Raw genomic sequence first — 25,931 nt, 5'->3', positions numbered from 1 at the left:
GTCAGCTGCTGCGCACGTCGTCCGCAGCACCCTTCGCGTGCTCCTGGACGTCGGACGCGGCGCCCTGCGCCTCGTCCTTGACGGTCTGCGCGGCGTCCTGCGCGGTCCCCTTGAGGTCCTGCGCGTGCTCCTTCGCCACGTCGCCCAGCTGCGAACCGACGTCCTTCGCCTGGGACTTGACGTCCTCGACGAGGGGCGCCGCCTTGTCCTTGAGCTCACCGGCGAGCTGCTCCTCCTTGTCGGACGTCGGGATGAGCGAGGAGGCGAGCCACCCGGCGCCGAACGCGATGAGCCCGACCGCGAGCGGGTTGCCCTTCGCCTTCTGGACGCCCTCGTGCGCGACGTCCTTCGCCCGGTCGGTCGCACCCGAGGCAGACCCCGAGACGCTCGAGCCGGCGGAGTGCGCCGAGCCCATCACCGAGTCGCGGACGCCCTGGTAACGGTTCTTCACCCGGTCGGTCTGGCGGTGCGCGATCGAGGACGGGTTGACCTTGTCGGCCAGGGCGTCGACGTCGGACCCGAGGGCACCGCGGGTGCGCTCGATGTCGGCACGGATCTCTTCTGGGGTGCTCATGGCTTCCTCCCGGTGTTCGGCTTCAGTGCTTCGGGGACTTCCTTGACGGTCTCGACCGTCTGCGGGGCGCCCTGGATCTCCTTGATCTCCTTGCGCCCCCGGACGGCGAGGATCGCGGCGACGATCGCGTAGACCACGGCGATCAGGACGGCGGACCACGCGTTGCCGATGAGGTACCCGAGACCCCACCACGCGGCGATCGACAGGAACAGCAGGGCGAACAGGGCGGTGAGCCCGGCGCCGCCGAACATGCCGCCGGCCTTGCCCGCCTTCTTCGCGGACTCGGTGAGCTCCGCCTTGGCGAGGGCGACCTCCTGGCGGAACAGCGACGACAGGTCCTTCGACACGTCGGTCAGCAGTTCGCCCAGGGGCGTCGTGGCCGCGCGTTCCTCGGGCGTCGGCTCACCGAGCGGGGTCGCGCCCGGGACCGTGTGGCTCATACGCCGCTCCCCGTGCCGGTCGAGGTCTCGCCGGCCTCCTTCTCGTGCTTGACCTCGGTGGCGAGGGCCTTCGTCAGGCGTCCGGCGAGGATCCCGGCGCCCGCGGCGAGCGCGATGAACGTGCCGGGACGCTTCGCGGCGAAGGACTTCACCTCGTCGAGGAGCGAGCCGGGGTCGCGGTTCTCGAGGTACCCGGCTGCGGAGCCCGCGCGGTTCGAGAGGTCGCGGACGACCTTCGCGGCGATGCCCTGCTCGTCGTCCTTGTCGGCCATGCGGCCGAGCTGCTCGCCGAGGCTGCGGAGCCCTCCGGCGGCGCGCTCCTGCTGCCCGGCCGCCTGCTCCTTGAGCGTGTCGGAGGCCTGGGAGTAGAGCTGCTTGGCGTGGTCGGTCGCCTCGGAGGCGACGTTCGACGCCTGCTCCTTCGCGGTGCCGGCCACGTTCGCGGCCTTGTCCTTCGCGTCGCCGGCGACGTCCTGCGCGGCACCCTTGGCTGCGTCGGCCTTGCCGCCGTCGCTGCTGCCGCCGCCGGCACCGGCACCGGTGCTCGTGGCGGTGGCCCCGCCGACGGGCGGGACGGAGCCGGTGGAGGTGCCGGTGCCCGTGCTCGTCGTCGTGGAGTCGTGCAGCGGTGCCGACGCGCCGGCGGCGGACGGCGTCGCCGGGAGCTGCTCGTCGGCGGGCAGCGCGTCGAGCGGCTCGACGTCGTCGAAGCCGTCGGGCCGGAGGACGTCGTCGAAGTCGCGATCGGTGTCGCGCGGCGCGGGGGTGCCGAAGGAGGGCACCGTCACGCCCGGGTGCACCTCGTGTCCCTCGGCAGCCGCGGTGCGGTCGTGGATGGGCGTCCCGGAGTCGTTCCCGGGTGGGTTCGTGGTCATGGTCGGCCTTCCGGTTCGGTCGCGGCGGGTACGGCACCCGTCGCGCTGGACCTGACCGTGCGCGACCGGCGCTGCGTTGCAGCACAGGAACGTCGATCTGCGCGGTCGGTCCGTCCACGGAACGCGGAGGGGCGGCCGTGGTCGACCGCGGCAGCGGGGCCGACGGTCCGCCCAGCGCGCCTCCGGCAGGATCGGCAGGGTGCCGCAGGTCTCCGTCGTCGTCCCCGTGCTCGACGATGCCGAGCACCTCGCACGCTGCCTGGACGCACTTGCCGCGCAGACGCACCCCGTGCACGAGGTCCTCGTCGTCGACAACGGCAGCACCGACGACAGCGTCGAGGTCGCCCGGGCCGCGGGCGCGACCGTGTTGCACGAACCCGTGCGCGGCATCGCCTCGGCCTCGGCTCGTGGGTACGACCGCGCCTCGGGGGACGTCATCGCGCGGCTCGACGCCGACTCGGTGCCGCCGCCGGGATGGATCGCCGAGTCGGTGCGCCTGCTCGAACGGCCGGGCGTCGTGGCGGTCACCGGCCCCGGTCGACCGCGCGAGGGCGGCCGGGTCCTGCGCCGCCTGTGGGACGGGCTCTACATGGGTCCGTACTTCGTGCTGATGTGGTCGGCGCTCGGACGTCCTCCGCTGTTCGGCTCGGCGATGGCGATGCATCGTGCCACGTGGCTCGCGGCCCGTTGCCGGGCACACCGTGACGACCCGGAGGTGCACGACGACGTCGACCTCTCGATGCAGCTCGACCCCGCGTGGCACGTGGTGGCCGCCCGGTCGCTCACCGTCGAGGTGTCGGCGCGGCCGTTGTCCGGTGCGGCCTCCGTCGCGCGGCGGACCCGGCGCGCGTTCCACACCTTCCGGGTCAACGGCCGGCGGGCGAACCCGGTGCGGCGGTGGGCGCGACGGGGCCGCGTGGCGCTCCGGGCCCGGGTCACCGCTCGCTGGACCCTCCGGCGCTGACCGGCGCACCGAGCGGCGTCGACGACTACCGTCGGCAGCACGAGGTCGGGTGGACACCTGACGACGCACCCGGGGGCGGAACGATGCGGCACACACGCACCACGACGCTGCTCGCCACGATCGGACTCGGGGTGGGCCTCGCGCTCACCCTGTCGGGGTGCACCGGCGACGGCGGTGACGGCGCCACCCCGACCGCGAGCACGTCCTCGTCGTCGACGACGTCGGGTGCGCCGACCCCGACCGACGGCGCCACCCCGGCACGGACGCCCGGCACCGGGGCGACGCACACGTCGTCACCGCCGTCGAGCACCGCACCGGCCTCCGCGACGGGCACGGTGCCGGAGACGTGCGACGACCTCGTGACACCGGGCGCGTTCGAGTACACCGACGAGGCCGCCCTGAACGACCCCGCCGTCGTCGGTGACCTCGAGGTCCCCCGCACCGCACTGACCCCGGCACGGCAGTCGAGCGGGCAACGGTTGTACTGCGTCTGGCGTGACCCCGAGGCCGACCTCACGAACCTCACCATCCAGGTCGAGAACGTGGTCCCGTCGCGTGCCACGGAGGCGCTCCGCGGACTGTCCGGCTTCGACTGCGCGTCCGTCGACGACGGGCTCCGGTGCCAGAAGGTCACGCAGAACCCGCAGTACCCCGTGACCGACGGCGACACCTACTTCACCCGCGGCGACATCGGCATCCGCATCGCCCAGTCGAACGTGCCGACGGACGGGCTCCTCGAGGACGTCGTCGGGCACGTGTTCGGCTGAGCCTCAGCCCGCCGGCCGTGACCGCACGTGGGCCCGCTCCCCCTGCGGCCCGTACAGGCAGAGCACCTCGGTGACCTCGTCCGTGGTGTTGCCGACCCAGTGCGGGGTGTGCGTGTCGAACTCGACGACCTCGCCCGGCCCGAGGTCGAAGTCGCGGTCGCCGAGCAGCAGGCGCAGGCGTCCCGACAGCACGTAGAGCCACTCGTAGCCCTCGTGCGTCTTCAGGCTCCGGTCGCCGTTCGCCGGCATCGGCGGGATGAGCTGCTTGAACGACCGCACGCCCCCGGTGCGCTTCGTCAGCGGGATCACCACGCGACCGCCGTGCCGCTCGGGCTGCAGGTGGACGCGTGGGTCGCCGGTCTGCGGTGCGCCGACGAGGTCGTCGAGCGGCACCTGGTACGCCCGGGCGAGGGGCAGCAGCAGCTCGAGGGTCGGTCGACGCTGCCCCGACTCGAGCCGCGAGAGCGTCGACACCGAGATGCCGGTCTCCGCGGCGAGCGCCGCGAGCGTGACCTGTCGTCGCTCCCGCAGCGACCGCAGCCGCGGGCCGACCGCGTCGACGACCTGCGCCGTCGTCGGTGGGGTGATCCGTTCCTCCCGGCCGTGCACCATGCGGCCATGTTGCCACACCGGCAAGATTCGTTGCCGTTGTCGCCGACCACTGTCCATGATGCGGTCATGCGTGATCACTACGACGTCATCGTCATCGGCGGCTCGGCCGCCGGCCTGTCCGCCGCACTCATCACGGGGCGGTCGCGCCGTTCCGTCCTCGTCGTCGATGCGGGTGAGCCCCGGAACGCGCCCGCCGAGGGCGCCCACAACTACCTCGGGCGCGAGGGCGTCGCACCCGCGGAGCTGACCCGGATCGGCCGTGAGGAGGTCGCCGCGTACGGCGTCGAGGTCGCGGCCGGGAGGGTCGTGGCCACGTCCGCCACCGAGGGCACCGGTGTCGACCCCGTCGGCTTCTCGGTCACCCTCGACTCCGGAGCGGTCGTCACGTCGCGCCGGCTGGTCGTCGCCTCCGGCGCCGTCGACGTGCTGCCGGACGTCCCCGGACTCGCCGAGCAGTGGGGACGCGGCGTCGTGCACTGCCCGTTCTGCCACGGGTGGGAGGTCCGCGACGGCCGCATCGGTGTCCTCGTCACCACACCGAACGGTGCGCACCACGCCCAGATGTTCCGCGCGCTGAGCGACCGGGTCACGGCGTTCGTCACGGACCCCGCACTGGTCGACGACACCGCGCTCGCCGGTCTCCGGGCCCGCGGCGTCGAGGTGGTCGAGGCGTCGATCACGCGGGTCCGCTCCTCGGACGGCGTCCTGACCGGTGTCGAGCTCGACTCCGGGGAGGTCGTCGCGCTCGACGCGCTCGCGGCGTCGAGCACGGCGGAGCCACGCGTCGGGTTCCTCGAGGGGCTCGGGCTGCACGCGGAGGACGTCGTCGTGAACGGCTTCCGGTTCGGCGGTGGGCTCACCGTCGACGCGGTCGGCCAGACGGGCGTCCGCGGGGTGTACGCCGCGGGCAACGTCACGTCACCGATGGCCACCGTCATCGCGTCGGCGGCTGCGGGGACCCAGGCCGGTGCCGCGGTGCACGGCGACCTCGTCCAGGCCGACATCGCGGCGGCGCTGGCCGCCGACGCGGAGCCCGCCGGTCACTCCACGCGGTAGCCGGCCTGCGCTGCCAGGAGCGGCGCGAGGGCGAACAGCTGGTCGGTGCCGATCGTCGCCCCGCGGAGGCCCTCGAGCCGCTCCACCCGGTCGAGGTCGGCGTCACGCAGGTCCACGTGCTCGATGCGGGTGCCCGAGCCCTCCACGGAGCGGATCCGGGTGCCGGGGAAGGCCACGCGCAGCAGCCGGGCGTCGGCGACGTCGAGCTCGTCGACCACGCAGTCGCGGAACACGACGTCGGTGAGCGTCGAGCCGCGCAGGTTGACGAACCCGAGCTTCATGCCGACGAACTCGACCCCGTTCAGTGTCGCGTCGTAGAGCTCGGCGGAGCCGACCCGGCCACCGGCGACCCGGACCTCGCGCCAGGCGCTGCTCGAGGCGCGGAACACCGGCGCGTCGAGCGTCTCGACCACCGAGTCGCGGATGCGCAGTCCGCGCAGGTCGGTGCCGTCCGCCCGGAGTGTGTCGACCACGCACTCCTCGAGCTCGAGATCGGGCAGGCGCTCGCCCGCGAGGTCGAGCACGTCGATGCGCCTGCCGTCGATCCGGTCCCCGGTCAGGACGTCACCGGGCGCCGGTGCCCAGTCGTCGAGGTCCCGCGGGTCGATCGGGGTGATCCGTGGGGCGGCGGTACCGGTCGAGGAGCGTGCCATGCGCTCAGTCTGCCGTGGTGGACCGACGCTGCAGGACGCTGTCGAGCCGGTGGTCCTTCGCCGGACCGCGTGCCCGCCACCGGACGGTCCAGCACTCGGCGTCCCCGTCGAGCACGCCCGTGTAGTCGTCGGGCGCGCACGCGTGCTCGACCGTGGTGCCCCACACCCAGTCGTGGAAGACCCGGCCGTCGGCGAAGTGCACCGTCCACCGGCCGTCAGGGCCCCGGCGCACGACGAGGGTCCGGGAGACCGGCACCACGCGGCCGTCGAAGGTCATCGTGCCGGACTCGTCCCAGCGCACCTCGTCCGGGGTCGTCAGCGTCAGGGTCGTCGACCCGGTGACGGTGCCGGTCACACCCGCGAGGCGGTCGTCGACCGTCCGGCGGAGCGTCCAGTCGCCCAGCAGGTCCGTCGGCAGCAGCGGGCTCCTCGGCAGCACCCGGCCAGGTTACGCGCGGAGCGCCTCGGCCCGGGCGTCCCGGCGCTCGTCGTCGGTGATGAGGCCGCGGCGGTGCAGGTCGTCGAGCTCGGCGAGCCGGTGCTCTCGGGAGACCGCCGGAGCGAACGCTGCGCTCTGCATCGCCCGGTACGCCAGGTCCTCCTGCAGGGGCAGGGGGTCCTGTCCACGAGCGGCCATCCGTCGGGACCGGTGCACGACGAGGACGATCACCGCGACGACGCCGAGGAGCGTGACGAGGCCGCCGACGGCCACGAGGGTCCAGACCAGGTCGTACACGGGCGGGATCAGCGGGTTGTGGGTCTCCCCGCCCGGGACCCCGAAGTCGTCGATCGCCATGTCAGCCCCTCCCCTGCCGGGCACGGCCGCGCCCTGGGCTGGAGCGTAGCGCGCCCGGTGCTTCCCAGAACAGGTGCCACGGCAGGGGCTTCCGGGCGTACCTGGTGGAACCGTCCCACCAGGGACGCCCGGTCCCACCAGGGACGCCCGGTCCCACCAGGGACGCCCGCGACCCTCAGCCGCGCAGCGGTCCCGACGCCTCGACGTTCGCCCCGTCCGCGAACCCGCCGACGAGCTCGCGCAGCGCGTCCTCCGCCGTGTGCTGCGGCACCCACCCGAGCTCGCGCCGAGCCCGGTCGGTCCGCATGATCGGCACCCCGGCGGCGATGTCGAGCCATCCGGCGTCCGTCGGTTGGAGCCGGAGCCGCCAGGTCAGCGTGACGATCCCGCGCAGCAGTCGGAGCGGTACCCGCACCGCCCCGAGCATCCCCGCTGCCCGGGCCATGCGTGGCGGGGTGAGCACCGGCGTCGCCGCGATGTTGAACGCCCCGGCCGCACGTCGGTCGATCGTCCGCCAGAACGCGTCCGCAAGGTCGTCGGCGTGCACGGCCTGGAACACGAACGGCAGCGGCAGCGGCAGCACCGCGAACCGAGCTGCCCGGACGATCGACATCGGCACGAGGTGCCCGAGGAACAGCCCCCGGAGCTCGGCCGCGACCCCGCGCTGGAACACCAGTCCGGGTCGGAGCCGCGTGACGACGACCCCGGGATGCTGCGACGCGAACACGTCGAGTGCGGCTTCGTTCTCGGCCTTGTGGATCGAGTAGGTGGCGGTCTGGATGCCGGTGGCGGGGAACGACTCGTCCACCGGGGTCCGCTTGCCCTCGACGTCGACACCGCGGTAGGCGCCGACCGACGACGCGACGACGACCTGCCCGACGCCGGCCCGGGCGACCGCCGCGAGCACGTTCGCCGTCCCGGTGACGTTCGTCCGGTGCTGCGCCGGGATGTCGTGCGTCGGCTGGAGTGCCCACGCCAGGTGCACCACGGCGTCGGCGCCCTGGAACACCGCCGTCAGCTCGTCCACGGCGCGCGGACCACCGACGTCGACCGCGTGCCACACGGCGACGTCGTACGGCGCGACCCGGGCGTCCGGCACCCGGCGGGCGACGCCGACGACCTGCAGGCCGTCCTCGTCGCCCGCGCGGCCGTCACCGGTGAGCCGCGCAGCCGCGAGCCGTCGGAGCACCGCGGTCCCGACGTTGCCGGTCGCCCCGACCACGACGACGCGCATCAGCGCACCCGCAGCGGACGGGCGGTCATCAGGCCGCGGCCATCGACGGGTCGAGCACGACCTTGATGCAGCCGTCCTCCTTCTTCTGGAAGACCGAGTACATCTCCGGGGCGTCCTCGAGCGAGACCCGGTGCGTGGTGAGGTCGAGGGTGCCGAGCGGGTCCGAGGGGTCGGACACGAGCGGCATGAGGTCGTCGACCCAGCGGCGGACGTTGCACTGTCCCTCGCGGATCGTGATCTGCTTGTCGAAGAGGGTCATCATCGGCATCGGGTCGGCCATGCCGCCGTAGACACCGGACAGCGAGACCGTGCCGCCGCGGCGGACGAGGTCGATCGCCGCGTGCACGGCTGCGAGCCGGTCGACGCCGGCGGTCTCGATCGCCTTCTGCGCGAGCTTGTCGGGCAGCAGCCCGGCCGCGCGCTGTGCGAACCCGGCGACGGGGTTGCCGTGCGCCTCCATGCCGACCGCGTCGACGACACCGTCCGGGCCGCGCCCGTCGGTCAGGTCGATCAGCTTCGACACCATGTCGTCGTCGAGGTCGAACACCTCGATGCCGTGCTTCGCCCCGAGGTCGCGGCGGACCTGCTCCGGGTCGACGGCGAGGACCCGGTACCCGAGGTGCTTGCCGATGCGTGCGGCGAACTGGCCGACCGGACCGAGACCGAGCACCGCGAGCGTGCCGCCCTCGGGGACCTCGGCGTACTGCACGGCCTGCCACGCGGTCGGGATGATGTCGCTCATGAAGAGCCACTGGTCGTCGGCGCCGGTGTCCGGCACCTTGATGGGCCCGTAGTCGGCGTGCGGCACGCGGAGGTACTCGGCCTGGCCGCCGGGGACCTGGCCGTACATCTTCGTGTACCCGAAGAGCGAGGCGCCGGTGCCGTACTCCTTGACCTGGGTGGTCTCGCACTGCGACTGGAAGCCGTGCTGGCACATCCAGCAGTGCCCGCAGGAGATGTTGAACGGCACGACGACGCGGTCGCCGACCTTGAGGTTCGTGACGGCGGAGCCGACCTCCTCGACGATGCCCATGGGCTCGTGGCCGAGGACGTCGCCCTTGTCGATGTACGGGCCGAGGACCCGGTACAGGTGCAGGTCGGAGCCGCAGATCGCCGTCGAGGTGATCCGCACGATCGCGTCGGTCGGCTCCTGGATCGTCGGGTCGGGGACGGTCTCGACGGACACCTTCTCGGTGCCCTGCCAGGTGAGTGCGCGCACGTCGCGTTCCTCTCGTCGTTGCTTCGGGCCGGCCGGGAGGCACGGCTCACGTGACCTCCTCGGTACGCGCCCGCCCCGTGGTGGCCTCCCAGCCCCGTCCTCCACGCGCGCTGCGGGCGGCGGTGGGGCGGGCCTCCCGTCCGCACCGGTGGCCGGTCGGCCACCGCGACTCCTCCCGCGTGCGGATGCGCCGGCGCCCGGCCGGTCGGCAGGCTGGGGCCGATGGACCACAGCACCACCCGCCGGACGATCCTCGCCGGGGCGACCGGCACCCTGGCGGCCGCGGTCCTTGCTGCCTGCTCCGGTGGTGACCGGCCCGCGGCGCCGACGCCCTCCGCCCCCACGCACACGACGGCAACGCCGACACCGACGCCGACCCCGACCCCGACCCCGACCCCGACGAGGCCGGCACTGACGCGGGTCCCCCTGCCCGGCGGCACGATCACGGGCCTGCCGGAGGGCACGCCGGGGATCGCGTGGACCGTGGACGACGGGGCATCACCCGAGGTCGTCGAGGCCTACGCCCGCTTCGCCGCCGAGACCGGGACGCGCCTGACGTTCTTCGTGAACGGGGACCGACCGTCGTGGACCGAGCACGCCGACCTGCTGCGGCCGCTCGTCGACTCCGGGCAGGTGCAGCTCGGCAACCACACGTGGAGCCACCCCGCGCTGACGAAGCTCGGCGACCAGGCGATCCAGGACGAACTGATGCGGAACCACGCGTTCCTCGAGCGGACGTTCGGGGTCGACGCCCGCCCGTACTTCCGACCGCCCTTCGGGTACCACGACGCGCGGGTGGACCGTGCCGCGGCGGCCGTCGGCTACTCGACCCCGCTGCTCTGGTACGGGACGCTCGCCGACTCGGGCGACATCACGGCGGAGCAGATCGTCGGCTTCGCGGAGCAGTGGTTCCAGCCGGCACACATCGTCATCGGACACGCGAACTTCCCCGGCACGATCGGGGCGCTCCCGAGGCTGCACGAGTTGCTCGAGGAGCGCGGTCTGGCGACCTGGACGCTGGACGACGTCTTCTCGCACTGACGCCCTGCGGCCCGGCCGGCCGTCCGTCCTGCCGGGTCCCGCCGGTTCGGCAACACGCAACGTCGGCTGCTGCTCGCAGCGGTACAGCGCTGCGAGCAGTCGCCGTCGTTGCGTCTCGCGAGGGTGAGTCGTCAGCCGCGCAGGCGGTCCCGCTCGGCCGGCGGCAGGTGCTCGGTCGCGGTCGCCCGGGCCGCCGTCGACAGCAAGCGGCCGTTCCGCTCGAGGAACGCCACGAGCGCCGACTCCGAGGCGCGCTTCCCGGTCTCGCGGAGGACCCACCCGAGCGCGGACTGCACGGTGTCGCTGCGCTCCCGGACCAGCCGACCGGCGATCGCGAGCGGCACCTCGGCGTCCCCCTGCTTGACGAACGCGAGCGTCGCGACGACGGCGATCCGGCGGACCATCGCCACGTCGGACTTCGCGAGCGCGAACAGCGGGCCGGTCGAGGCGCCGACGAGCGGGACGCCGACGAGCTCCTCGGCCGCGACGTCCACCAGGACCGTGTCCTCGAACCGCTCGGCCTTCGCCGCGGCGAGGTACTCGTCGGTCAGCTCGGGGTCGGGGTGCGCGCGCATCGCCTGCACCAGCAGCAGCACGGCGACCAGCCGCGCTCCCGCGTCCTCGCTCCAGAGCAGCGCCGTGCGCTCCCCGGCGTCGACGTCGGCGAACCGTCGGGCGACGCGCCGGGCACCCGCGACGTCGCCCGGGGTCCTGGCGAGGGCGGCGAGGACCGAGTCGGCGTCGTGGCGCTGCACCCGATCAGCCTAGGCCGCGACCGCCGCGGAGGTCAGCGGAAGGACAGCAGCGACAACGGGTCCTTCAGCGTGCCGTTCACGCGGGTCTCGACGTGCACGTGCGGACCGGTGGACTGCCCGGTGTTGCCCGACTTGCCGAGCTGCTTGCCGATGCCGACCACCTGGCCCTTGGTCACACCGATCTCGCTCAGGTGCGCGGTCAGGACGGTGGTCAGGCCGTAGGAGACGACGACGTAGTTGCCGTAGCTCGGGTTGTCGCGGACCACCGTCGTCACCGTGCCCCGACCTGACGAGTACACCGGGGTGCCGACCCGCACGGGGGCATCCGTGCCCTGGTGGTACCGGGGGACGTGCCCCGCCCCGCGGTCGTCACCGTACCGGCCGGAGATGGTCGTCCCGTTCACCGGCCAGAGCAGACCGGTCACGGGCTTCGTCGACCAGGTCCGCGTGTCGGAGCCGCCGTACAGGACGACGTTCGAGTCGACCTGGACGAGCAACTGCCCGGCACCGCGCCCGTACGTGCGGGACGACCAGAGCGCTCGCCGCCCGCCCGCTGCGTAGACGACGAGGTTGCCGTCCGCCTGCACGGCGGCCCTCGCCCCGGGGTTGCCGAACGTCTGCGACGACCAGACCGGCTTGCCGCTGACGTACTGCACCAGGTTGCCGTCCGTCTGCATCGTGAACGTCCGCGCGGCGCCCGGGTTCGATCGGAGCACGGTGCCGGGCAGGATCTCGTTGCCGGACCGGACGCTGCTCTGCGCGACCGTGATGCGCCAGAGCATGCCGTTGTCGGTCTTGCGCATCCGCAGCTCGCCGTCCGCGCGGACACCGAAGTCCTTCGACGCCCCGGCGGACCCCCACTGCGCCACGAGTCGACCGCTCCGGACGAGCGACAGGCGGCCGTCCTTCTGCACGACGGCTGCTGCGCCGAACTGCTCCGGGGTGTTCGACGCCCAGAGCACGACGTTGCCGATGCCGTACTCGACGAGGTTGCCGTCGCCCTGCATCACGAGTCGGAACTGCCCGTTGGTCGAGGTGATGGTGTCACCCGGCTGCAAGGTCGTGCCGGCCTTCACCGAGCCCTTGTAGGTGGTCGCGGCCTGCGCCGGCGACGCGGTGGCGACGAGTCCCGCGGCCGCGATGACGACGGCGGTGACGGCCGCGGCGAACTTCGCCCGTGCCCTGATCATGTGGTGGAACCCCTGCTCGTGGTGCCGCGGGCGTCGGACGCCGGCGCTGTGCGTGTCTCGGAACGGCGGGCCCCTGAAACCCACCGAGGGTCGATGTTCGCAGGAGGCCTCCGGTCGGGACAGCCCCCGGACCGGGGGCATGACACGCGGCGGGAATCGTGCAGACGAGCGCCGACGATCGGCGGAACTGTTACACACCGGAAACACACTGTGTACAAACGAGCGCTGTCAGTCGTGATTGTATGCAATCACCGCACTCCTGAGCGTGACTCCACAAGAGTCACCACGCACACCAGCAGCTCCAGGAACACGATGTCCCAGACCCCCGCTCGACGCCGCCGGACACTCCTCGCCGTGCCCGCCGTCGCCCTGGCCGCCTCGCTCGCGCTCACTGCGTGCGTGCCGGTCCAACGCTCGAAGGCCGGTGGTGCCACCGCCGGCACCGTCACCACCGTCGCGATCGGCGACCAGCAGGTCCGCGAGGGCGGTGACCTCGTCATGGCGCTCTCCGCCGAACCGGACCGGCTCGACCCGACCACCTCGTCGTCGCTGTACACCCGGTACGTCATGGAGACGATGTGCCAGAAGCTCTTCGACATCGACGCCGACGGTGCGATCGTCCCGATGCTCGCGACCGAGCTGCCGACGGTGTCGGACGGCGGGAAGACCGTCACGTTCCCGGTGCACACCGGCTACCGCTTCGCCGACGGCACCCCGTTCGACGCGGACGCCGTCGTGACGACGCTCGAGCGGAACCTGACGAAGGACGACTCGAGCCGGAAGAGCGAGATGGGTCCGGTCTCCAGCATCGACGCGGTGGACGACCACACCGTCCGCATCCGCTACTCGACCCCGTTCGCCCCGATCACCGCGGCACTCGCCGACCGTGCGGGCATGGTCATGTCGCCGACGGCGCTGGAGCAGGAGGGCGACGGGTTCGGGGACGCCCCGGTCTGCATCGGCCCCTACAAGTTCGTCGAGCGCGTGCCGCAGACCTCGATCACCGTCGAGCGTGACCCGATGTACCACGACCCGGCGAGCGCCCACTTCGACCGGATCACCTACCGCATCATCACCGACGCCAGCATCCGCGCGCAGAACCTGAAGTCCGGGGACGTCCAGGTCGCCGACACGATCTCCACGCAGGACGTCGACGACCTGATGGAGCGGAAGGACCTGGAGGTCCTCCGCACCGGCTCCCTCGGCTACCAGGGCATCACGATCAACCTCGCCAACCAGGACGGCGTCGGCACCGACCCGGAGCCACTCGACACCCCGCTCGCCACCGAGCGGAAGGTCCGGCAGGCCCTGTCCATGTCGATCAACCGCGGCGAGCTCGTGCAGAGCGTGTTCCGCGGGTGGGCGGACGTCGCGTGCTCCCCGATCCCGGACACGAGCGCCTTCGCGACCGACGCGAGCAAGGCGTGCCCGGAGTACGACCCCGACCGCGCGGAGGAGCTCCTCGAGGAAGCGGGGGTCGAGCAGCCGTTCCCGATCGAGATGGAGGTGACGAACACCCCCGACACCGTCCGGTTCGCCCAGGCGCTCCAGGCCCAGGCCCGCGCCGGCGGCTTCGCGATCACGATCACCCCGGTCGAGTACACGACGCTGCTCGACGACCAGACCCGCGGCGACTTCCAGGCGCTGCAGCTCGGCTGGTCGGGCCGTGTCGACCCGCACGGCAACATCGGCTCGTTCCTCGGTACCGGCGGCGGCAACAACTACCCGGGCTACAGCGACCCCGAGGTCGACGACCTCATCGCCCGGGCGGCGCAGGCCACCGACCAGCAGGAACGCGCCGACCTGTACGGCCAGCTGGTCACGAAGGTCCAGCAGGACGACCCGATCATCTACCTCTACCGGACCCGCAGCATCACCGGCGTCAGCTCCGACGTCGCCGGGGTGTCCACCTACGCCGACGGCGTGGTCCGGCTCAGCCAGGCGGCGTTCGTGGAAGGCAGCGACAAGTGACCCGGTACGTCCTGACACGGCTCTGGCAGGCGGCGCTCACGCTCGTCCTCGCCTCGATCGTGGTCTTCTTCGGGGTCCGGCAGCTGCCGGGCGACCCGGCCCTGGCCCTGGCCGGCGAGGAGGCGAGCCCCGAGCGGCTCGCCGCCGTCCGCGCCGACCTCGGCCTCGACGACTCACTGCTCGTGCAGTACTGGCGCTTCGTCGTCAACGCACTGCAGGGCGACCTCGGACAGTCCACCCGCACCGGCACCCCGGTCACGGACCTGCTCGGCTCGACGCTCCCCGTCACGCTCTGGCTCGCGCTCTACGCGATCGTGGTCGCGGTCGTCGTGGGCGTCGCCCTCGGCACCCTCGCCGAGCGCTACCGCGGCCGGTGGCCCGAGTGGATGGCGAACGCCGCCGCGCTCGTCGGCCTGAGCGTGCCGAACTTCTGGCTCGGCATCCTCGCGATCGTCTGGCTCGCCGCGGGCCTCGGCTGGTTCCCCGCCTCGGGCTACGTCCCGGTGACGCGGGATCCGCTCGGCGCGCTGCACCACCTGACGCTCCCGGCACTCATCCTCGGCACGTCGCTCGCGGCCGTCATCATGCGCCAGACCCGCGCGTCGATGATCGAGACGATGAAGACCGACTTCGTCCGGACCGCCCGGGCGAAGGGCCTCAGCCGCCCGCGGGTGCTCTTCCGCTACGGCCTGCGCAACTCGATGATCGTCGTCGTCACGATCGTCGGCCTGCAGCTCGGTGGCCTCATCTCGGGCGCGGTCGTCACGGAGCGCATCTTCGCCCTGCCCGGGTTCGGCAAGCTCACGCTCGACGCCGTGTTCACCCGCGACTACCCGGTCATCCAGGCCGTCGTGCTCGTGATCACCCTGGGCTACGTCCTCATCAACTTCGCCGTGGACGTCCTGTACTCCGTCATCAACCCGAAGATCCGCGTCGGAGGCACCGCATGACCACCATCACCGCTCCCTTCGACCTGGGCTCGAGCCGCGGTCGCATCTGGAAGCAGGTCCGGACGAACCGGCTCGGCATGACGGGGGGCATCATGCTCGCCGTCGTCGTGCTCGCCGGGATCACCGCACCGATCGTCGCACCGCACGACCCGACCGCGACGCACTTCGACCTGCCGTTCCAGGTGCCCTTCACCGTCGGCTTCGGGTTCGGTACCGACGACCTCGGCCGCGACATCCTGTCCCGCACGCTGTACGGGATCCAGGTCTCGCTCGTCGTCGGCGTGCTGTCGGTGCTGCTCGCCGTCGTGGTCGGCACCCCGCTCGGCCTGCTCGCCGGGTACTGGCGCTGGCTCGACGCGATCATCTCCCGCCTGACCGACGTCGCGCTCGCGTTCCCGTTCCTCATCATCGCGGTCGGGCTCGCGGCGATCAGCGGGCCGAGCCTGTCGAACGCCGTGATCGCGATCGGCATCTCGCACGTGCCGGCGATGATCCGGATCGTGCGTGGTGAGACCCTGCGGATCACGAGCGCCGACTTCGTGACGAGCGCGAGGACGCTGGACGCCGGCGGCGCGCGCATCATCGCGCAGCACGTCCTGCCGAACTGCGTCTCGGCGATCATCGTGCAGGCCACCGTGATCATGCCGGTCGCGGTGATCGGCGAGGCGCTGCTGTCCTTCCTCGGGCTCGGCATCCAGCCGCCCACGCCGAGCCTCGGCATCATGCTCTCGGACGCGCAGCAGTACCTCGGCCAGGCGCCGTGGGCCGCCGTCGTGCCGGGGGTCGCGATCGCCGTCATCTGCCTCGGCTTCAACCTGTTCGGGGACGCCCTGCGCGACGCCCTCGACCCCACCGCCTCGGACCGGAAGTAGCACCAGCACCATGAGCACCAACCCCGCCTTCACCACCCCGCCGACGGAGACCACCCGTCCGGACCTGCAGGGCACCTTCGGGATGGCCGCGTCGACGCACTGGATCGCGACCGCGACGGCGCAGTCGGTCCTCGAGCGCGGCGGCAACGCCTTCGACGCCGCCGTCGCCGGCGCCTTCGTCCTGCACGTCGTCGAACCGCACCTGAACGGACCCGGTGGCGACGTGACCGCGATCTTCGCGACGGCGTCCGACAGGGCACCGACCGTCCTCGTGGGCCAGGGACCGGCCCCGGCCGGCGCGACGCCGGAGCACTTCCGGTCCGAGGGCCTGGACCTGGTCCCGGGGGCGGGCGCACTGGCGGCCGCCGTCCCCGGTGCCGTCGACGCGTGGCTGCTCCTCCTCGCCGAGCACGGCACGTGGGAGCTCGCCGACGTGCTCGCCCCCGCGATCGGCTACGCCCGCGACGGTCACCCGGTCGCGCCCCGCGTGGTCGCCACCATCGGGACCGTGCAGGACCTGTTCCGCGACCACTGGCCGTCCTCCGCCGAGCGGTGGCTGCCGGGAGGCTCGGTGCCGGTCGCCGGGTCGATGGTGCGCAACGAGACCTGGGCCTCGGTCCTGGAACGGCTCGTGCAGGCAGGGTCCGGCACCGTGGACGGCGAGGGCGCGCGCGTCGCGCGCATCGAGGCCGCCCGCACCGAGTGGGCCGAGGGCTTCGTCGCGCAGGCAGTCGACGCCTTCGTCCGCGCCCCGCACCGCCACGCGTCCGGCACCGACCACGCCGGGGTGGTCCGCGCGAGCGACCTCGCGGCGTTCCGGGCGTCGACCGAGCCCGCGACGACCGCGGAGTTCCGTGGCCACACGATCGCGAAGACCGGGCCGTGGGGCCAGGGACCGGCGCTCCTGCAGACCCTCCGCCTGCTCGACCCGCTGGACGACGAACGGCTCGACCCGTCGACCGTCCTCGGCGCGCACACGATCGCCGAGGCGCAGAAGCTCGCCCTCGCCGACCGCGAGGCGTACTACGGCGACGGCGACGTCCCGATGGCCGAGCTGCTCTCCGATGCGTACTCCGACGCGCGTCGCGCCCTGATCGGTGACCGTGCGTCGCACGAGCTGCGACCGGGGTCGGTCTCGGTGCCCGCGGGTGCGATGCCCCCGCTGCGTGAGACGTACACACCGCGCGGCGAGTCGATCGCCGGTGTCGGCGAGCCCACCGTCCCCGGCGCCCGCGGCGACGCGGTGGCCGCACCGGCCGAGGACGACCCCGTGCACGAGGACCGCGGTGAGCCGATCGTGATGGAGACGGGCGAGACCCGCGGCGACACGTGCCACATCGACGTCGTCGACCGCTGGGGCAACATCGTCAGCGCGACGCCCTCCGGCGGGTGGCTGCAGTCGTCGCCGACGATCCCGGAGCTCGGGTTCTGCCTCGGCACCCGCATGCAGATGACGTGGCTCGAGGAGGGCACCGCGTCGACGCTCACCCCGGGCGCCCGACCCCGCACGACGCTCACCCCGACGCTCGTGCTCCGGGACGGCGAGCCGGTGGTCGCGATGGGCAGCCCGGGCGGCGACCAGCAGGACCAGTGGCAGCTGCTCTTCCTGCTCCGCACGATCGTCGGCGGGTGGTCCCCGCAGCAGGCGATCGACGCACCCGCACTGCACACGACGTCCTTCCCGGGGTCGTTCTGGCCCCGCACCTGGACCCCGGGCGGCCTCGTCGTCGAGGACCGCCTCGGTGACGACGTCATCGCCGGGCTCGAGGAGCTCGGACACGTCGTCACCCGCGCCGGCGACTGGTCGCTCGGCCGCCTGTCGTGCGTGACGCGCGACCCCGACACCGGCGTCATGGGCGCCGCCGCCAACCCGCGAGGAGCACAGGGCTATGCCGCAGGACGCTGAGGACCGGACCATGCACGACGGCGACACGACCACCGGGGCCGCACCGCGCCTCCAGACCGACCAGACCGACCGGACCGACACCCTGCTGTCCGTCCGCGACCTGCGGGTCGCCTTCGGTGACCGCGAGGTCCTGCACGGCGTCGACCTCGACGTCCGCCGCGGCGAGCGCGTCGCGATCGTCGGCCAGTCCGGCTCGGGCAAGTCGACGCTCATCGCGGCCCTGCTCCGGCTCCTGCCGGGGGCCGGGCACATCACCGGTGGTGGGATCCGCCTCGGCGACGACGACATCGCCCACGCCGACGAGGCGCTCATGCGACGCGTCCGGGGTGGACGGATCGGGCTCGTGCCGCAGGACCCGTCGACGAACCTCAACCCGTCGATGCGGGTCGGCGCGCAGATCGCCGACGCACTGCGGGCCGGTGGGCTGCGGGGACGCGCGGCGATCCGGCAGCGGGTGGTGGCGCTGATGACCGAGGCCGGCATCCCCGAGGCCTCCCGGCGGGCGGACCAGTTCCCGCACGAGTTCTCCGGCGGGATGCGGCAGCGCATCCTCATCGCCGTCGCACTGGCCCGCCAGCCCGAGCTGCTCATCGCCGACGAGCCGACCAGCGCGCTCGACGTGACCGTGCAGCGGCAGATCCTCGACCACCTGCAGACCCTCGTCGACCAGCACGGCACGACGCTGCTGTTCGTGACGCACGACCTCGGGGTCGCGGCCGACCGGACCGACCGCGTCGTCGTGATGCTCGACGGCGAGATCGTCGAGCAGGGTGCGCCCGAGGCGATCCTCCGTGACCCGCAGCACGAGTACACGAAGCGGCTCATCGCGGCGGCCCCCGCGCTGTCCGGGGTCGCGCCGGAGCCCGTGGCCGCGGGCGAGCCGTTCCTCGTCGTGTCCGACCTGGTGAAGGAGTACCGGCTCCGCGGTCGTGGGGCCGGAACGCTCAAGGCTGCCGACGGGGTGTCGTTCGCGGTGCGCCGCGGCACGACCACCGCGGTCGTCGGTGAATCCGGCTCGGGCAAGACGACGGTCGCGCGGATCGTGCTCGGACTCGAGACGCCGACGTCGGGCACCGCCCTGGTCGACGGGAAGTCCATCGGGACCGCCCGTGGCGCCGAGCGGCGGGAGATCCGACGCCGGGTGCAGCCGGTGTTCCAGGACCCGTACGGGTCGCTCGACCCGACCTCGACGATCGAGCGGATCATCGACGAGCCCCTGCGCGTCTTCGGCATCGGTGACCGGGCGTCGCGCACCGCGCGGGTGGCGACGCTCCTCGACCAGGTGGCGCTCCCCCGCGAGGTCGCACAGCTCCGGCCGAACGAACTGTCCGGCGGGCAGCGGCAGCGCGTGGCGATCGCCCGGGCGCTGGCACTCGAACCCGAGCTGATCATCCTCGACGAGGCGGTCTCGGCGCTCGACGTCCTGGTGCAGGAGCAGATCCTGGCGCTGCTCGAGGAGCTCCAGGACCGGCTCGGGCTGAGCTACCTCTTCATCACGCACGACCTCGGGGTGGTCCGGCGGATCGCCGACGACGTCGTGGTGATGCGCCGGGGTGAGGTCGTCGAGCGGGGATCGGTCGCCGCGGTGTTCGACGACCCGCAGGAGCAGTACTCGAAGGACCTGCTCGACGCCATCCCGGGCAAGGCCCTCGCCGAGGCGGCTGCGTGACGGCGTCCCGGGTGGGCGACCGGCGCGGTGTGGCACGATCGGCACCGTGCTGAACGGGACGAGCGTCATCGACGCCATCCGCCACGACATCGTGACCGGCGCCCTGCAACCGGGCACCCGGGTGACCGAGGCGTTCCTCGCGGAGCGGCACGGGGTCTCCCGGGTGCCGGTCCGCGAGGCACTCCGCGGGCTCGAGGGCGAGGGCTTCGTGGTGTCGCGCCCGAACGTGGGCTCGCGCATCGCCGACATCCCGTTCGACGAGGCCGACGACCTGTTCGCGGTCCGCGAGTCGCTCGAGACCGCCACCGCCCGCCGCGCCGCGACCCGGGCGCGCACGCTCTTCGACGCGGAGGCCCCGCCGGAGGACTGGTGGCGCGTGCGCCGCGAACTCGGGGCCGTCCTCGACGAGGGTGACGCGGCCGTCGAGCGGGACGAGCTCGACCTGCTCGTCGACCTGAACGAGCGCTTCCACCTGCTGGTCGCCGAGCTCTCCGGCAGCACGACGCTCGCGACCCTGCTCCGGCAGCTCTCGCGGAAGATCGAGTGGCTCTACGCGCTCGACACCTCGTCACGCGGCAAGCGCCTGTGGCCCGATCACCGGCGCATCCTGGCCGCGATCGACGCGGGGGACGTGGAGCAGGCCGCCGAGCGGATGGCCTGGCACGTCCGCGAGAGCCGCATCGGGTACGCGGCGCGCTCCTCCCCGGAGCAGGCCGACGCCCTGCGGACCGCGGGCCCCGCGGTCTGACCGGCCGGCCCGGCCCGGCCGGTCCGGCCGGCGCGGCCCGCACGGGCCGCGCCGGCCGCGCGGCCGAGGCTCGCGCATGCGGACACGTTCGCGGCCCAGCGGCCGCGAAACCGTCCGCCCAGCCGAGCCTCGGGCAGCCGCGGCGGCCGCGGCCGCGGCCGCGCCCGCTACAGCGTCGGGACGACCACCGCGCGGCCGGACAGCTCGCCGGCCTCGAGCTTGCGGTAGGCCTCGAGCGCGTCGGACAACGCGAACCGCTCGACGTCGGGCTCGATCTGCCCCGCTCGGTACATCGCGACGACCTCGTGCAGGTCCTCGATCGTGCCCCAGTAGGTGTTCGTGATCGTCGACTCGTACGGCGTCGTGAAGAAGTTCCACTCGACGGTCCCGCCGGCGATCCCGACGACGGTCAGCCGTCCGCCGATCGCCATCGAGGCCTTCGCGGTCGCGATCGTCGGCGTCGCACCGACGAAGTCGAACGCCGCATCGACGCCCTTGCCGCCGGTGAGCTCGCGGATCGCGGTGGCCTGGTCCGGCCCGGCGGGAACGGTGACCGCACCGCGGGCCGCGGCACGGTCCATCGCGTCCTGCTTCGTGTCGGTCGCGATGACCGTGGCGCCGGTGAGTGCCGTGAGGATCTGCACGGCGATCTGCCCGAGACCGCCGAGCCCCACCACGAGCGCGTACCTGCCGCCGCCCGCCAGGTTCGGCATCGCTGCCTTGATCGCGTGGTACGGCGTGAGCGCGGCGTCGCTGAGCGGTGCCGCCGTGATCGGGTCGGCGTCACCGAGCGAGACGAGGTTGCGCGCCGGGACGGTCACGTACTCCGCCATGCCGCCGTCCCGACCGAGACCGATGGCCGCGTACGGGTTCGTGGCAGCGTTCTCGCAGTAGGTGTCCTGGCCCTTCGAACAGGACGAGCAGTGCCCGCAGCCGACCGGCCCGTAGACGAGGTAGGCGTCGCCCTCGGTGAAGCCGCTCACCCCGTCACCGACGGCCTCGACCCACCCGGAGGTCTCGTGCCCGAGGACGAACCCGGGGGCCTGCGCGCCCGGCTGCCCCTCCTGGAACTCGCGGTAGACGGCGACGTCGGAGTGGCACGCCCCGGCACCGGCGACCTTGAGGAGCACCTCCCCGGGTCCCGGGACGGGCTTCTCGACCTCGGTCAGGACGGGGAACGTCCGGAACTGTTCGAACACGACGGCGTGCATGGGTTCTCCTTCGATCTCCGTCAAAACTACACCTGTCGCGCATCTCGGTCGCCGGACATCCTGCGTCTTCCCCGAGAGCCGGTTGCGAGAACGGTCGTTCTCCGATTGACTGGCGTCGGCCCTGAACGGGGCCTCCCCCAACGAAAGGAGCGGCTATGCCCACGCGCACCGCACGCACCGCCTGGCAGGGCGGCCTCAACGACGGTTCCGGCCAGGTCGAGCTGTCGAGCTCGAAGGTCGGCACCTACGACGTCTCCTTCCCGAAGCGCGCCGCGGACGAGGCCGGTGGCACCACCAGCCCCGAGGAGCTCATCGCCGCGGCCCACTCGGCCTGCTACGCGATGCAGTTCTCCGCGATCCTCGGCGAGGCCGGCGGCACCGTCGAGGCCCTCGACGTCAAGGCCGACGTCTCGCTCGGCCCGGACAGCGCCGGCGGCTTCAAGCTCACCGGCATCACCCTCACCGTCAACGGTGAGGTCTCCGGCATCGACGAGGCCGCCTTCCTGAAGGCGGCCGACGAGGCCAAGGCGACCTGCCCGGTCTCCAAGGCGCTCACGGGCGTCGAGATCGAGCTCAAGGCGACCTTCGAGCAGTAGTCGTCACCGACGGACGGACGGGAGGCGCGGTGCCAGCTGGCACCGCGCCTCCCGTCCGTCCATCGGTACGGTAGGGCGCATGCGCCGCCTCTTCCGCACCCGCACGCACGTCGTCACGTGGGTGGGCGCACTCGTCGCCCTCGTCGGCGTGGTGTTCCTGGCGGTGCGGCGACTCGACTCGTCCGGCTGGATCGCGGGTGCATCGGGCGGTGACTTCGCGTTCGTCAGCGGGGACCGACCCGGACAGCTCGTCGTGGGGGCGGTCCTCGCCCTGCTCGGTGGGATCGTCGCGGCCGTGTGCGCCGCTCGCCTCGCCCGCACCTGGACGCTCCGGGGGCTGCTGGTCGGGATCATCCTGCTCGTCGCCGGCGTGGTCCTCCTCCTCGCAGCACCGAACCCGTCGTTCGGGTGGTTCGCCTACGCGCCCCTCGCCGGCGAGACGATGCTGCCGATCCGGACCACCCGACTGCAGCTGACCGGGCAGGTCGTCGTGCTGGTCGGCGCGGCCATGACCGCCTTCGCAGCCGGACGACTCAGCACGCAGGCCCGTCACTGACCCGTCATCGGCAACGTCCAGCGGACGTCCGGACTCGGGCACGAGCGGCTGGCACCATGGTCTGATGGCCGAGCAGTTCCTCCCCGGCGTCCCGCGGCCCGGGCGCCCACCCCGGCCGCGCGTCCGCAACCTCGCACAGCACGACATCCGCGACGCCCGTGCCCGCCTGCGCGGCACGATCTACGAGGACGTCACCCCGGACACCCGCCCGCGCGAGCAGTACTCGCCGGTGCAGATCGTCGACTTCTGCCTCGACCTGGCCGAGGTCATGCTCGCCTCCGGTGCGGACACCCGCAGTGTCGAGACCGCCGTCGTCGCGGTGTCCACGAAGTGGAACCTCGCGCCCCTCGACCTCGACTTCTCCGGCAGCTCGGTCACGCTCCAGTACGCTCCGGCCGACCACCCGCCGCTCGTCAAGGTCCGCACGGTGCAGTCCGACGGCTCCGACCTCGACCGGCTCGCGCGCGCGAACCAGATCGTCGACGACCTGGTGCACGGCGAGCGCGACATGACGAGCGCGGTGAGCGCCCTGGTCGCCGTCCTGCGGCTGCCGACCCGGTGGCCGACCTGGCTCGCCGACGTGGGCCTCTCGGTGCTCGGTACCTCGATCGCGATGCAGGCCGGTGGTGGCTGGCGCGCCGGTGTCGGCGCGTTCGTGCTCATGTTCGGGATCATCCTGTCCGGCCGCTGGCTGACCGGGAGGGGCTTCCCGCAGTTCTTCGTCTCCGGTGCGCAGGCAGCCGTCGCCTCGGCCATCGGCACCCTGGCGATCTGGGCCGACGTCCTGACCGCGACCGGTGCGGCCACGATGGTCGCCGCACTCGTCGTCCTGCTGCTGCCCCACGTGTCGCTCGTCACCTGGGCCCAGGACGCGATCTCCGGCTTCCGGGCCATGGCCGTCGCCCGGGCGTTCTACATCGTGCTCGTGATCGCCGCGATCGTCGTGGGGGTCCCGGCCGGCATCGCGGTCCTGCAGTGGCTCAGCATCGAGGTCGACCCGTCCGGCATCGTGCTGCAACCGCTGCCGCTCTGGGCCTCGTTGTCGCTGACGGTCGTGTCCGCGGCGGCGAACTGCTTCGTGCAGCAGGCCAGTGCCCGGGTCATCCCCGTCGCGGTGGTGTTCTCGGTCACCGCCGGCGCGTTCCTCTGGGAGCTCCGGCACCTCGGCATGCCGCTGCTGGGAGCGACGTTCATCGCGTCGGTGCTGCTCGGCGTGCTGTCGACCATCGCAGCAGCCCGGATGCGCACGGCCGTGGCGGCGATCGCGGTGCCGGCGTTCTGCGGTGCACTGCTGCCCGGTGTCGCGGTGTCCGATGCCCTGCTGCACTTCATGTCGGGGGCGTCCGGCGCCGCGCTCGACTTCGTGGCGGCCGTCTCGGTGGCACTCGGCATCGGCGCGGGGCTCGTGCTCGGCGGTCTCGTGGCGACCCCCGGCGCGCGACGGGCCCTGCGGCGGGCGCGTCGGGTGACGGTGCACTCGGTCCACAACGACACGACGGCGATCCCCGTCCTGCGGGACACCGGGTACGACCCGGGCAACGGCTCCGTGCCGCGGGGCCACCGCCCGCGCTGAGGGACCACCCGACACGAGACCCGGGCTGGGCGACCGCTCTCGTGCCCGGGAGCACGAGGAACGTCGCCCAGCCCGGGTCTCGGGTGGTGCGAGCGCCTCAGCCCTTGTCGGAGACGGCCTTCGTCACCGCGGTGGGGGCGTCGTAGTCGCCGTCCGGGATCCCCTTCAGGGCGTCCAGGACGTCACCGGGGGCGTCCTCCTTCTCGGCGGTCGCGACGATGTCCTCCTTCGAGGCGGGGTAGTCGATGCCGCTGAGGTACTTCTGGACCTGGATCGGGTTCGGTGCTGCCATGTCGGTTCCTTCCGTCGGAGCCTCCACGACTACGCCCGTGCGGCTCCGGGTCGACCCGGGTGACGCGCCTCGCGGCCAGGGGTCAGATCTCCCAGCTCCCGCTGTCGCTCCACGTCGAGAAGCGCTGCGCGGCCTGCGGCTCGTACCGCTCCATCCATCCGCGCTCGAGTCGGGCGACCGCACGGTCGAACGCCGGCACCAGGTCGAGCTCCGCGCGGAGCATCGCCTGCAGCTGGAGCCCTTCGTACAGCGCGATGAGCTGCTCGGCACCGCGACGGGGGTCCATCGTGTGGGGCGCGCGGCCGACGGCGATGTCGTGCTCCAGTCCGCGCCTGACCTGCGAGAAGAAGAGCTGGTAGCGCGACCGCAGGTACGTGGCCATGGGGTGCGCAGGGTTGCCGGCGACGGAGAGCAGTGCGACGAGCAGCCGCATGAGCGCGGGGTCCTCGGCGTTCGAGGCGACGATCGCACGCAGCAGGTCGACCGTGGGGCCGTCCCCGACCTCGTGCGCCACCGCCTCCAGTCGTGCGCCGTTCCAGCGGTCGACGGCGGCGAGCACGAGGCCGTCCCAGGACGGGAAGTGCTGGCGGAGCTCCTCCGTCGTGATGCCCATCCGCTCGGCGACCATGCCGACGTGGGCCTCGTGGAAGGGCACGTCGCGGAGGACGTCGACCGTGGCGCCGACGATCGTGATGCGCAGGTGCAGGGTGGCGGCCGCGGCGGCTGCCGCCTGCGTGTCGGCGCTGGTGTGTTCGAGCATCGTGCCCTCCGTCGTGCGGCGGACGTCCTGTCCGCACCTCCATCCAAGCGCAGTGGCGGGGGACACAGCATCCCCGGTACGGGTGTCAGCATGTCGGGGGACAGGCGACGACCCCGGAGCACGCACGCGGGCTGCCGTGCGACCATGCCGGGATGACCCCCGAAGACCCCGTCGCACAGGGCCTGGCCACCATGGCCTCCGCAGGCTACGAGTTCGGCGGCGACGACGAGCAGGTCGCGCACGACGTGCGGACCATGTGGGAGCAGCTCGGCTCCCCGGAGGGCGCGTTCGACGCTGCAGCACGCGCGATCGCCCGGCTGCCGCAACGCCCCGAGGTCCCGATCGCCGACCAGGCCCGCCGCCGCGCGTTCGAGCGCGCGATCGGGATCAACCCGGTCGAGGTCGAGCTCACGGCGGCGATGTCCGCGCGGGAGCTGCTGGAGCGGATGGCGCGGTCCGTCGCCTGCTGACGGCGTGCGGTGGACGTGACCGCAGACGGACTGGAGGCGGGGGGGGCGCGGGGCCCCCCCCCCCCCCCCCCCCCCCCGGGGCGCCCCCCGGGGGGGGCGGCCCCCCGCCCCCCCACCCCAGAACCGCGTGAAGAAAGGGTGGGCCCCCCCACAAAAAAAGAACAACAACCGGGAACACAAA

At 72.9% G+C, this 25,931-nt stretch carries 28 protein-coding genes; 14 read left to right on the top strand and 14 right to left on the bottom strand.

Annotated elements, in window-relative coordinates; translation table 11 throughout:
• Position 1: 1 nt before the first annotated feature.
• The 3 genes from ACIQFY_RS13030 to ACIQFY_RS13020 are packed head-to-tail and all read right to left on the bottom strand — an operon-like array spanning position 2 to position 1,889.
• The gene (locus ACIQFY_RS13030; RefSeq protein ID WP_400340415.1) at positions 2-574 is read right to left on the bottom strand and encodes a DUF3618 domain-containing protein; all 573 of its coding nucleotides are present in this window, start codon (positions 572-574) and stop codon (positions 2-4) included.
• On the bottom strand, positions 571-1,014 hold the full coding sequence (locus ACIQFY_RS13025; protein ID WP_400340413.1) for a phage holin family protein: 444 nt from the start codon (positions 1,012-1,014) through the stop codon (positions 571-573). Before ACIQFY_RS13025 ends, ACIQFY_RS13030 begins: the two co-directional genes overlap by 4 nt.
• A complete protein-coding gene (locus ACIQFY_RS13020) occupies positions 1,011-1,889 on the bottom strand; it encodes a hypothetical protein (protein ID WP_400340412.1) in 879 nt (292 codons plus the stop codon). Before ACIQFY_RS13020 ends, ACIQFY_RS13025 begins: the two co-directional genes overlap by 4 nt.
• Before the next feature lie 199 nt (positions 1,890-2,088).
• Here ACIQFY_RS13020 and ACIQFY_RS13015 point away from each other — a divergent pair, with 199 nt between their 5' ends.
• Positions 2,089-2,853, top strand: a complete 765-nt coding sequence (locus tag ACIQFY_RS13015; RefSeq protein ID WP_209684322.1) for a glycosyltransferase family 2 protein — start codon at positions 2,089-2,091, stop codon at positions 2,851-2,853.
• Between the two features lie 83 nt (positions 2,854-2,936).
• A complete protein-coding gene (locus tag ACIQFY_RS13010) occupies positions 2,937-3,620 on the top strand; it encodes a hypothetical protein (protein WP_251154225.1) in 684 nt (227 codons plus the stop codon).
• A 3-nt stretch (positions 3,621-3,623) separates the two neighbouring features.
• On the opposite strand, the gene ACIQFY_RS13005 is transcribed toward ACIQFY_RS13010, so the two are convergent.
• A complete protein-coding gene (locus tag ACIQFY_RS13005; protein ID WP_066651653.1) occupies positions 3,624-4,232 on the bottom strand; it encodes a helix-turn-helix domain-containing protein in 609 nt (202 codons plus the stop codon).
• Positions 4,233-4,298: 66 nt separating this feature from the next.
• On the opposite strand from ACIQFY_RS13005, the gene ACIQFY_RS13000 reads away from it, so the two are divergent.
• The gene (locus ACIQFY_RS13000) at positions 4,299-5,288 is read left to right on the top strand and encodes an NAD(P)/FAD-dependent oxidoreductase (protein ID WP_400340411.1); all 990 of its coding nucleotides are present in this window, start codon (positions 4,299-4,301) and stop codon (positions 5,286-5,288) included.
• Here ACIQFY_RS13000 and ACIQFY_RS12995 read toward each other — a convergent pair.
• From ACIQFY_RS12995 to ACIQFY_RS12975, 5 genes are all read right to left on the bottom strand, one after another.
• Positions 5,273-5,941, bottom strand: a complete 669-nt coding sequence (locus tag ACIQFY_RS12995; RefSeq protein ID WP_066651649.1) for a pentapeptide repeat-containing protein — start codon at positions 5,939-5,941, stop codon at positions 5,273-5,275. The genes ACIQFY_RS13000 and ACIQFY_RS12995 overlap by 16 nt on opposite strands.
• Positions 5,942-5,945: 4 nt before the next feature.
• Positions 5,946-6,380: a DUF6314 family protein gene (locus ACIQFY_RS12990; RefSeq protein ID WP_400340409.1), complete on the bottom strand. Its 435-nt coding sequence runs from the start codon at positions 6,378-6,380 to the stop codon at positions 5,946-5,948.
• A gap of 9 nt (positions 6,381-6,389) precedes the next feature.
• Entirely contained in the window at positions 6,390-6,737 is a 348-nt protein-coding gene (locus ACIQFY_RS12985; protein ID WP_400340407.1) for a hypothetical protein, read from the bottom strand.
• Between the two features lie 175 nt (positions 6,738-6,912).
• The gene (locus tag ACIQFY_RS12980; RefSeq protein ID WP_271827014.1) at positions 6,913-7,971 is read right to left on the bottom strand and encodes an NAD-dependent epimerase/dehydratase family protein; all 1,059 of its coding nucleotides are present in this window, start codon (positions 7,969-7,971) and stop codon (positions 6,913-6,915) included.
• A gap of 28 nt (positions 7,972-7,999) precedes the next feature.
• Complete coding sequence (locus ACIQFY_RS12975) at positions 8,000-9,190, bottom strand: zinc-dependent alcohol dehydrogenase (protein ID WP_066651641.1); 1,191 nt, start codon at positions 9,188-9,190, stop codon at positions 8,000-8,002.
• 222 nt (positions 9,191-9,412) lie between these two features.
• Here ACIQFY_RS12975 and ACIQFY_RS12970 point away from each other — a divergent pair, with 222 nt between their 5' ends.
• Positions 9,413-10,231, top strand: a complete 819-nt coding sequence (locus ACIQFY_RS12970; protein WP_400340405.1) for a polysaccharide deacetylase family protein — start codon at positions 9,413-9,415, stop codon at positions 10,229-10,231.
• A gap of 131 nt (positions 10,232-10,362) precedes the next feature.
• Here ACIQFY_RS12970 and ACIQFY_RS12965 read toward each other — a convergent pair whose 3' ends face one another.
• Both ACIQFY_RS12965 and ACIQFY_RS12960 read right to left on the bottom strand, forming a co-directional pair.
• A complete protein-coding gene (locus ACIQFY_RS12965; protein ID WP_400340403.1) occupies positions 10,363-10,986 on the bottom strand; it encodes a DNA alkylation repair protein in 624 nt (207 codons plus the stop codon).
• 32 nt (positions 10,987-11,018) lie between these two features.
• On the bottom strand, positions 11,019-12,176 hold the full coding sequence (locus tag ACIQFY_RS12960) for a peptidoglycan DD-metalloendopeptidase family protein (protein WP_326497057.1): 1,158 nt from the start codon (positions 12,174-12,176) through the stop codon (positions 11,019-11,021).
• Positions 12,177-12,488: 312 nt separating this feature from the next.
• Here ACIQFY_RS12960 and ACIQFY_RS12955 point away from each other — a divergent pair, with 312 nt between their 5' ends.
• Genes ACIQFY_RS12955 through ACIQFY_RS12930 form a run of 6 tightly spaced genes read left to right on the top strand, consistent with a single transcriptional unit; the run spans position 12,489 to position 20,292 of the window.
• Positions 12,489-14,147, top strand: a complete 1,659-nt coding sequence (locus ACIQFY_RS12955; protein ID WP_400340401.1) for an ABC transporter substrate-binding protein — start codon at positions 12,489-12,491, stop codon at positions 14,145-14,147.
• Positions 14,144-15,097, top strand: coding sequence for an ABC transporter permease (locus tag ACIQFY_RS12950; protein ID WP_066651635.1), 954 nt, complete (start codon positions 14,144-14,146; stop codon positions 15,095-15,097). Before ACIQFY_RS12955 ends, ACIQFY_RS12950 begins: the two co-directional genes overlap by 4 nt.
• Positions 15,094-15,969 carry an ABC transporter permease gene (locus ACIQFY_RS12945; protein WP_326497060.1) on the top strand — a complete coding sequence of 292 codons (876 nt, stop codon included), beginning with the start codon at positions 15,094-15,096 and terminating at the stop codon, positions 15,967-15,969. Before ACIQFY_RS12950 ends, ACIQFY_RS12945 begins: the two co-directional genes overlap by 4 nt.
• Positions 15,970-15,979: 10 nt before the next feature.
• On the top strand, positions 15,980-17,875 hold the full coding sequence (locus ACIQFY_RS12940; RefSeq protein WP_326497061.1) for a gamma-glutamyltransferase: 1,896 nt from the start codon (positions 15,980-15,982) through the stop codon (positions 17,873-17,875).
• Complete coding sequence (locus ACIQFY_RS12935; RefSeq protein WP_400340400.1) at positions 17,859-19,544, top strand: dipeptide ABC transporter ATP-binding protein; 1,686 nt, start codon at positions 17,859-17,861, stop codon at positions 19,542-19,544. The genes ACIQFY_RS12940 and ACIQFY_RS12935 overlap by 17 nt, the downstream gene beginning before the upstream one ends.
• Positions 19,545-19,590: 46 nt before the next feature.
• Positions 19,591-20,292, top strand: coding sequence for a GntR family transcriptional regulator (locus ACIQFY_RS12930; protein WP_235426420.1), 702 nt, complete (start codon positions 19,591-19,593; stop codon positions 20,290-20,292).
• A 167-nt stretch (positions 20,293-20,459) separates the two neighbouring features.
• Here the strand turns inward: ACIQFY_RS12930 and ACIQFY_RS12925 are convergent, their stop codons facing one another.
• Positions 20,460-21,503 carry an NAD(P)-dependent alcohol dehydrogenase gene (locus tag ACIQFY_RS12925; protein ID WP_400340398.1) on the bottom strand — a complete coding sequence of 348 codons (1,044 nt, stop codon included), beginning with the start codon at positions 21,501-21,503 and terminating at the stop codon, positions 20,460-20,462.
• A gap of 155 nt (positions 21,504-21,658) precedes the next feature.
• On the opposite strand from ACIQFY_RS12925, the gene ACIQFY_RS12920 reads away from it, so the two are divergent.
• From ACIQFY_RS12920 to ACIQFY_RS12910, 3 genes are all read left to right on the top strand, one after another.
• A complete protein-coding gene (locus tag ACIQFY_RS12920) occupies positions 21,659-22,099 on the top strand; it encodes an OsmC family peroxiredoxin (protein WP_209684341.1) in 441 nt (146 codons plus the stop codon).
• A 79-nt stretch (positions 22,100-22,178) separates the two neighbouring features.
• Positions 22,179-22,655, top strand: a complete 477-nt coding sequence (locus ACIQFY_RS12915; RefSeq protein WP_400340397.1) for a hypothetical protein — start codon at positions 22,179-22,181, stop codon at positions 22,653-22,655.
• Between the two features lie 64 nt (positions 22,656-22,719).
• Entirely contained in the window at positions 22,720-24,228 is a 1,509-nt protein-coding gene (locus ACIQFY_RS12910; protein WP_066651626.1) for a threonine/serine exporter ThrE family protein, read from the top strand.
• A 97-nt stretch (positions 24,229-24,325) separates the two neighbouring features.
• Here the strand turns inward: ACIQFY_RS12910 and ACIQFY_RS12905 are convergent, their stop codons facing one another.
• Positions 24,326-24,520 carry a DUF2795 domain-containing protein gene (locus ACIQFY_RS12905; RefSeq protein ID WP_066651621.1) on the bottom strand — a complete coding sequence of 65 codons (195 nt, stop codon included), beginning with the start codon at positions 24,518-24,520 and terminating at the stop codon, positions 24,326-24,328.
• Between the two features lie 82 nt (positions 24,521-24,602).
• Positions 24,603-25,280, bottom strand: coding sequence for a TetR/AcrR family transcriptional regulator (locus ACIQFY_RS12900; protein ID WP_066651619.1), 678 nt, complete (start codon positions 25,278-25,280; stop codon positions 24,603-24,605).
• A 152-nt stretch (positions 25,281-25,432) separates the two neighbouring features.
• Here ACIQFY_RS12900 and ACIQFY_RS12895 point away from each other — a divergent pair, with 152 nt between their 5' ends.
• A complete protein-coding gene (locus tag ACIQFY_RS12895) occupies positions 25,433-25,750 on the top strand; it encodes a hypothetical protein (RefSeq protein ID WP_400340395.1) in 318 nt (105 codons plus the stop codon).
• Positions 25,751-25,931: the final 181 nt, after the last annotated feature.

The sequence above is a fragment of the Curtobacterium sp. NPDC092190 genome (assembly GCF_044755625.1).
GTDB lineage: Bacteria > Actinomycetota > Actinomycetes > Actinomycetales > Microbacteriaceae > Curtobacterium.
This window is presented reverse-complemented; position numbering and strand designations above follow the sequence as displayed.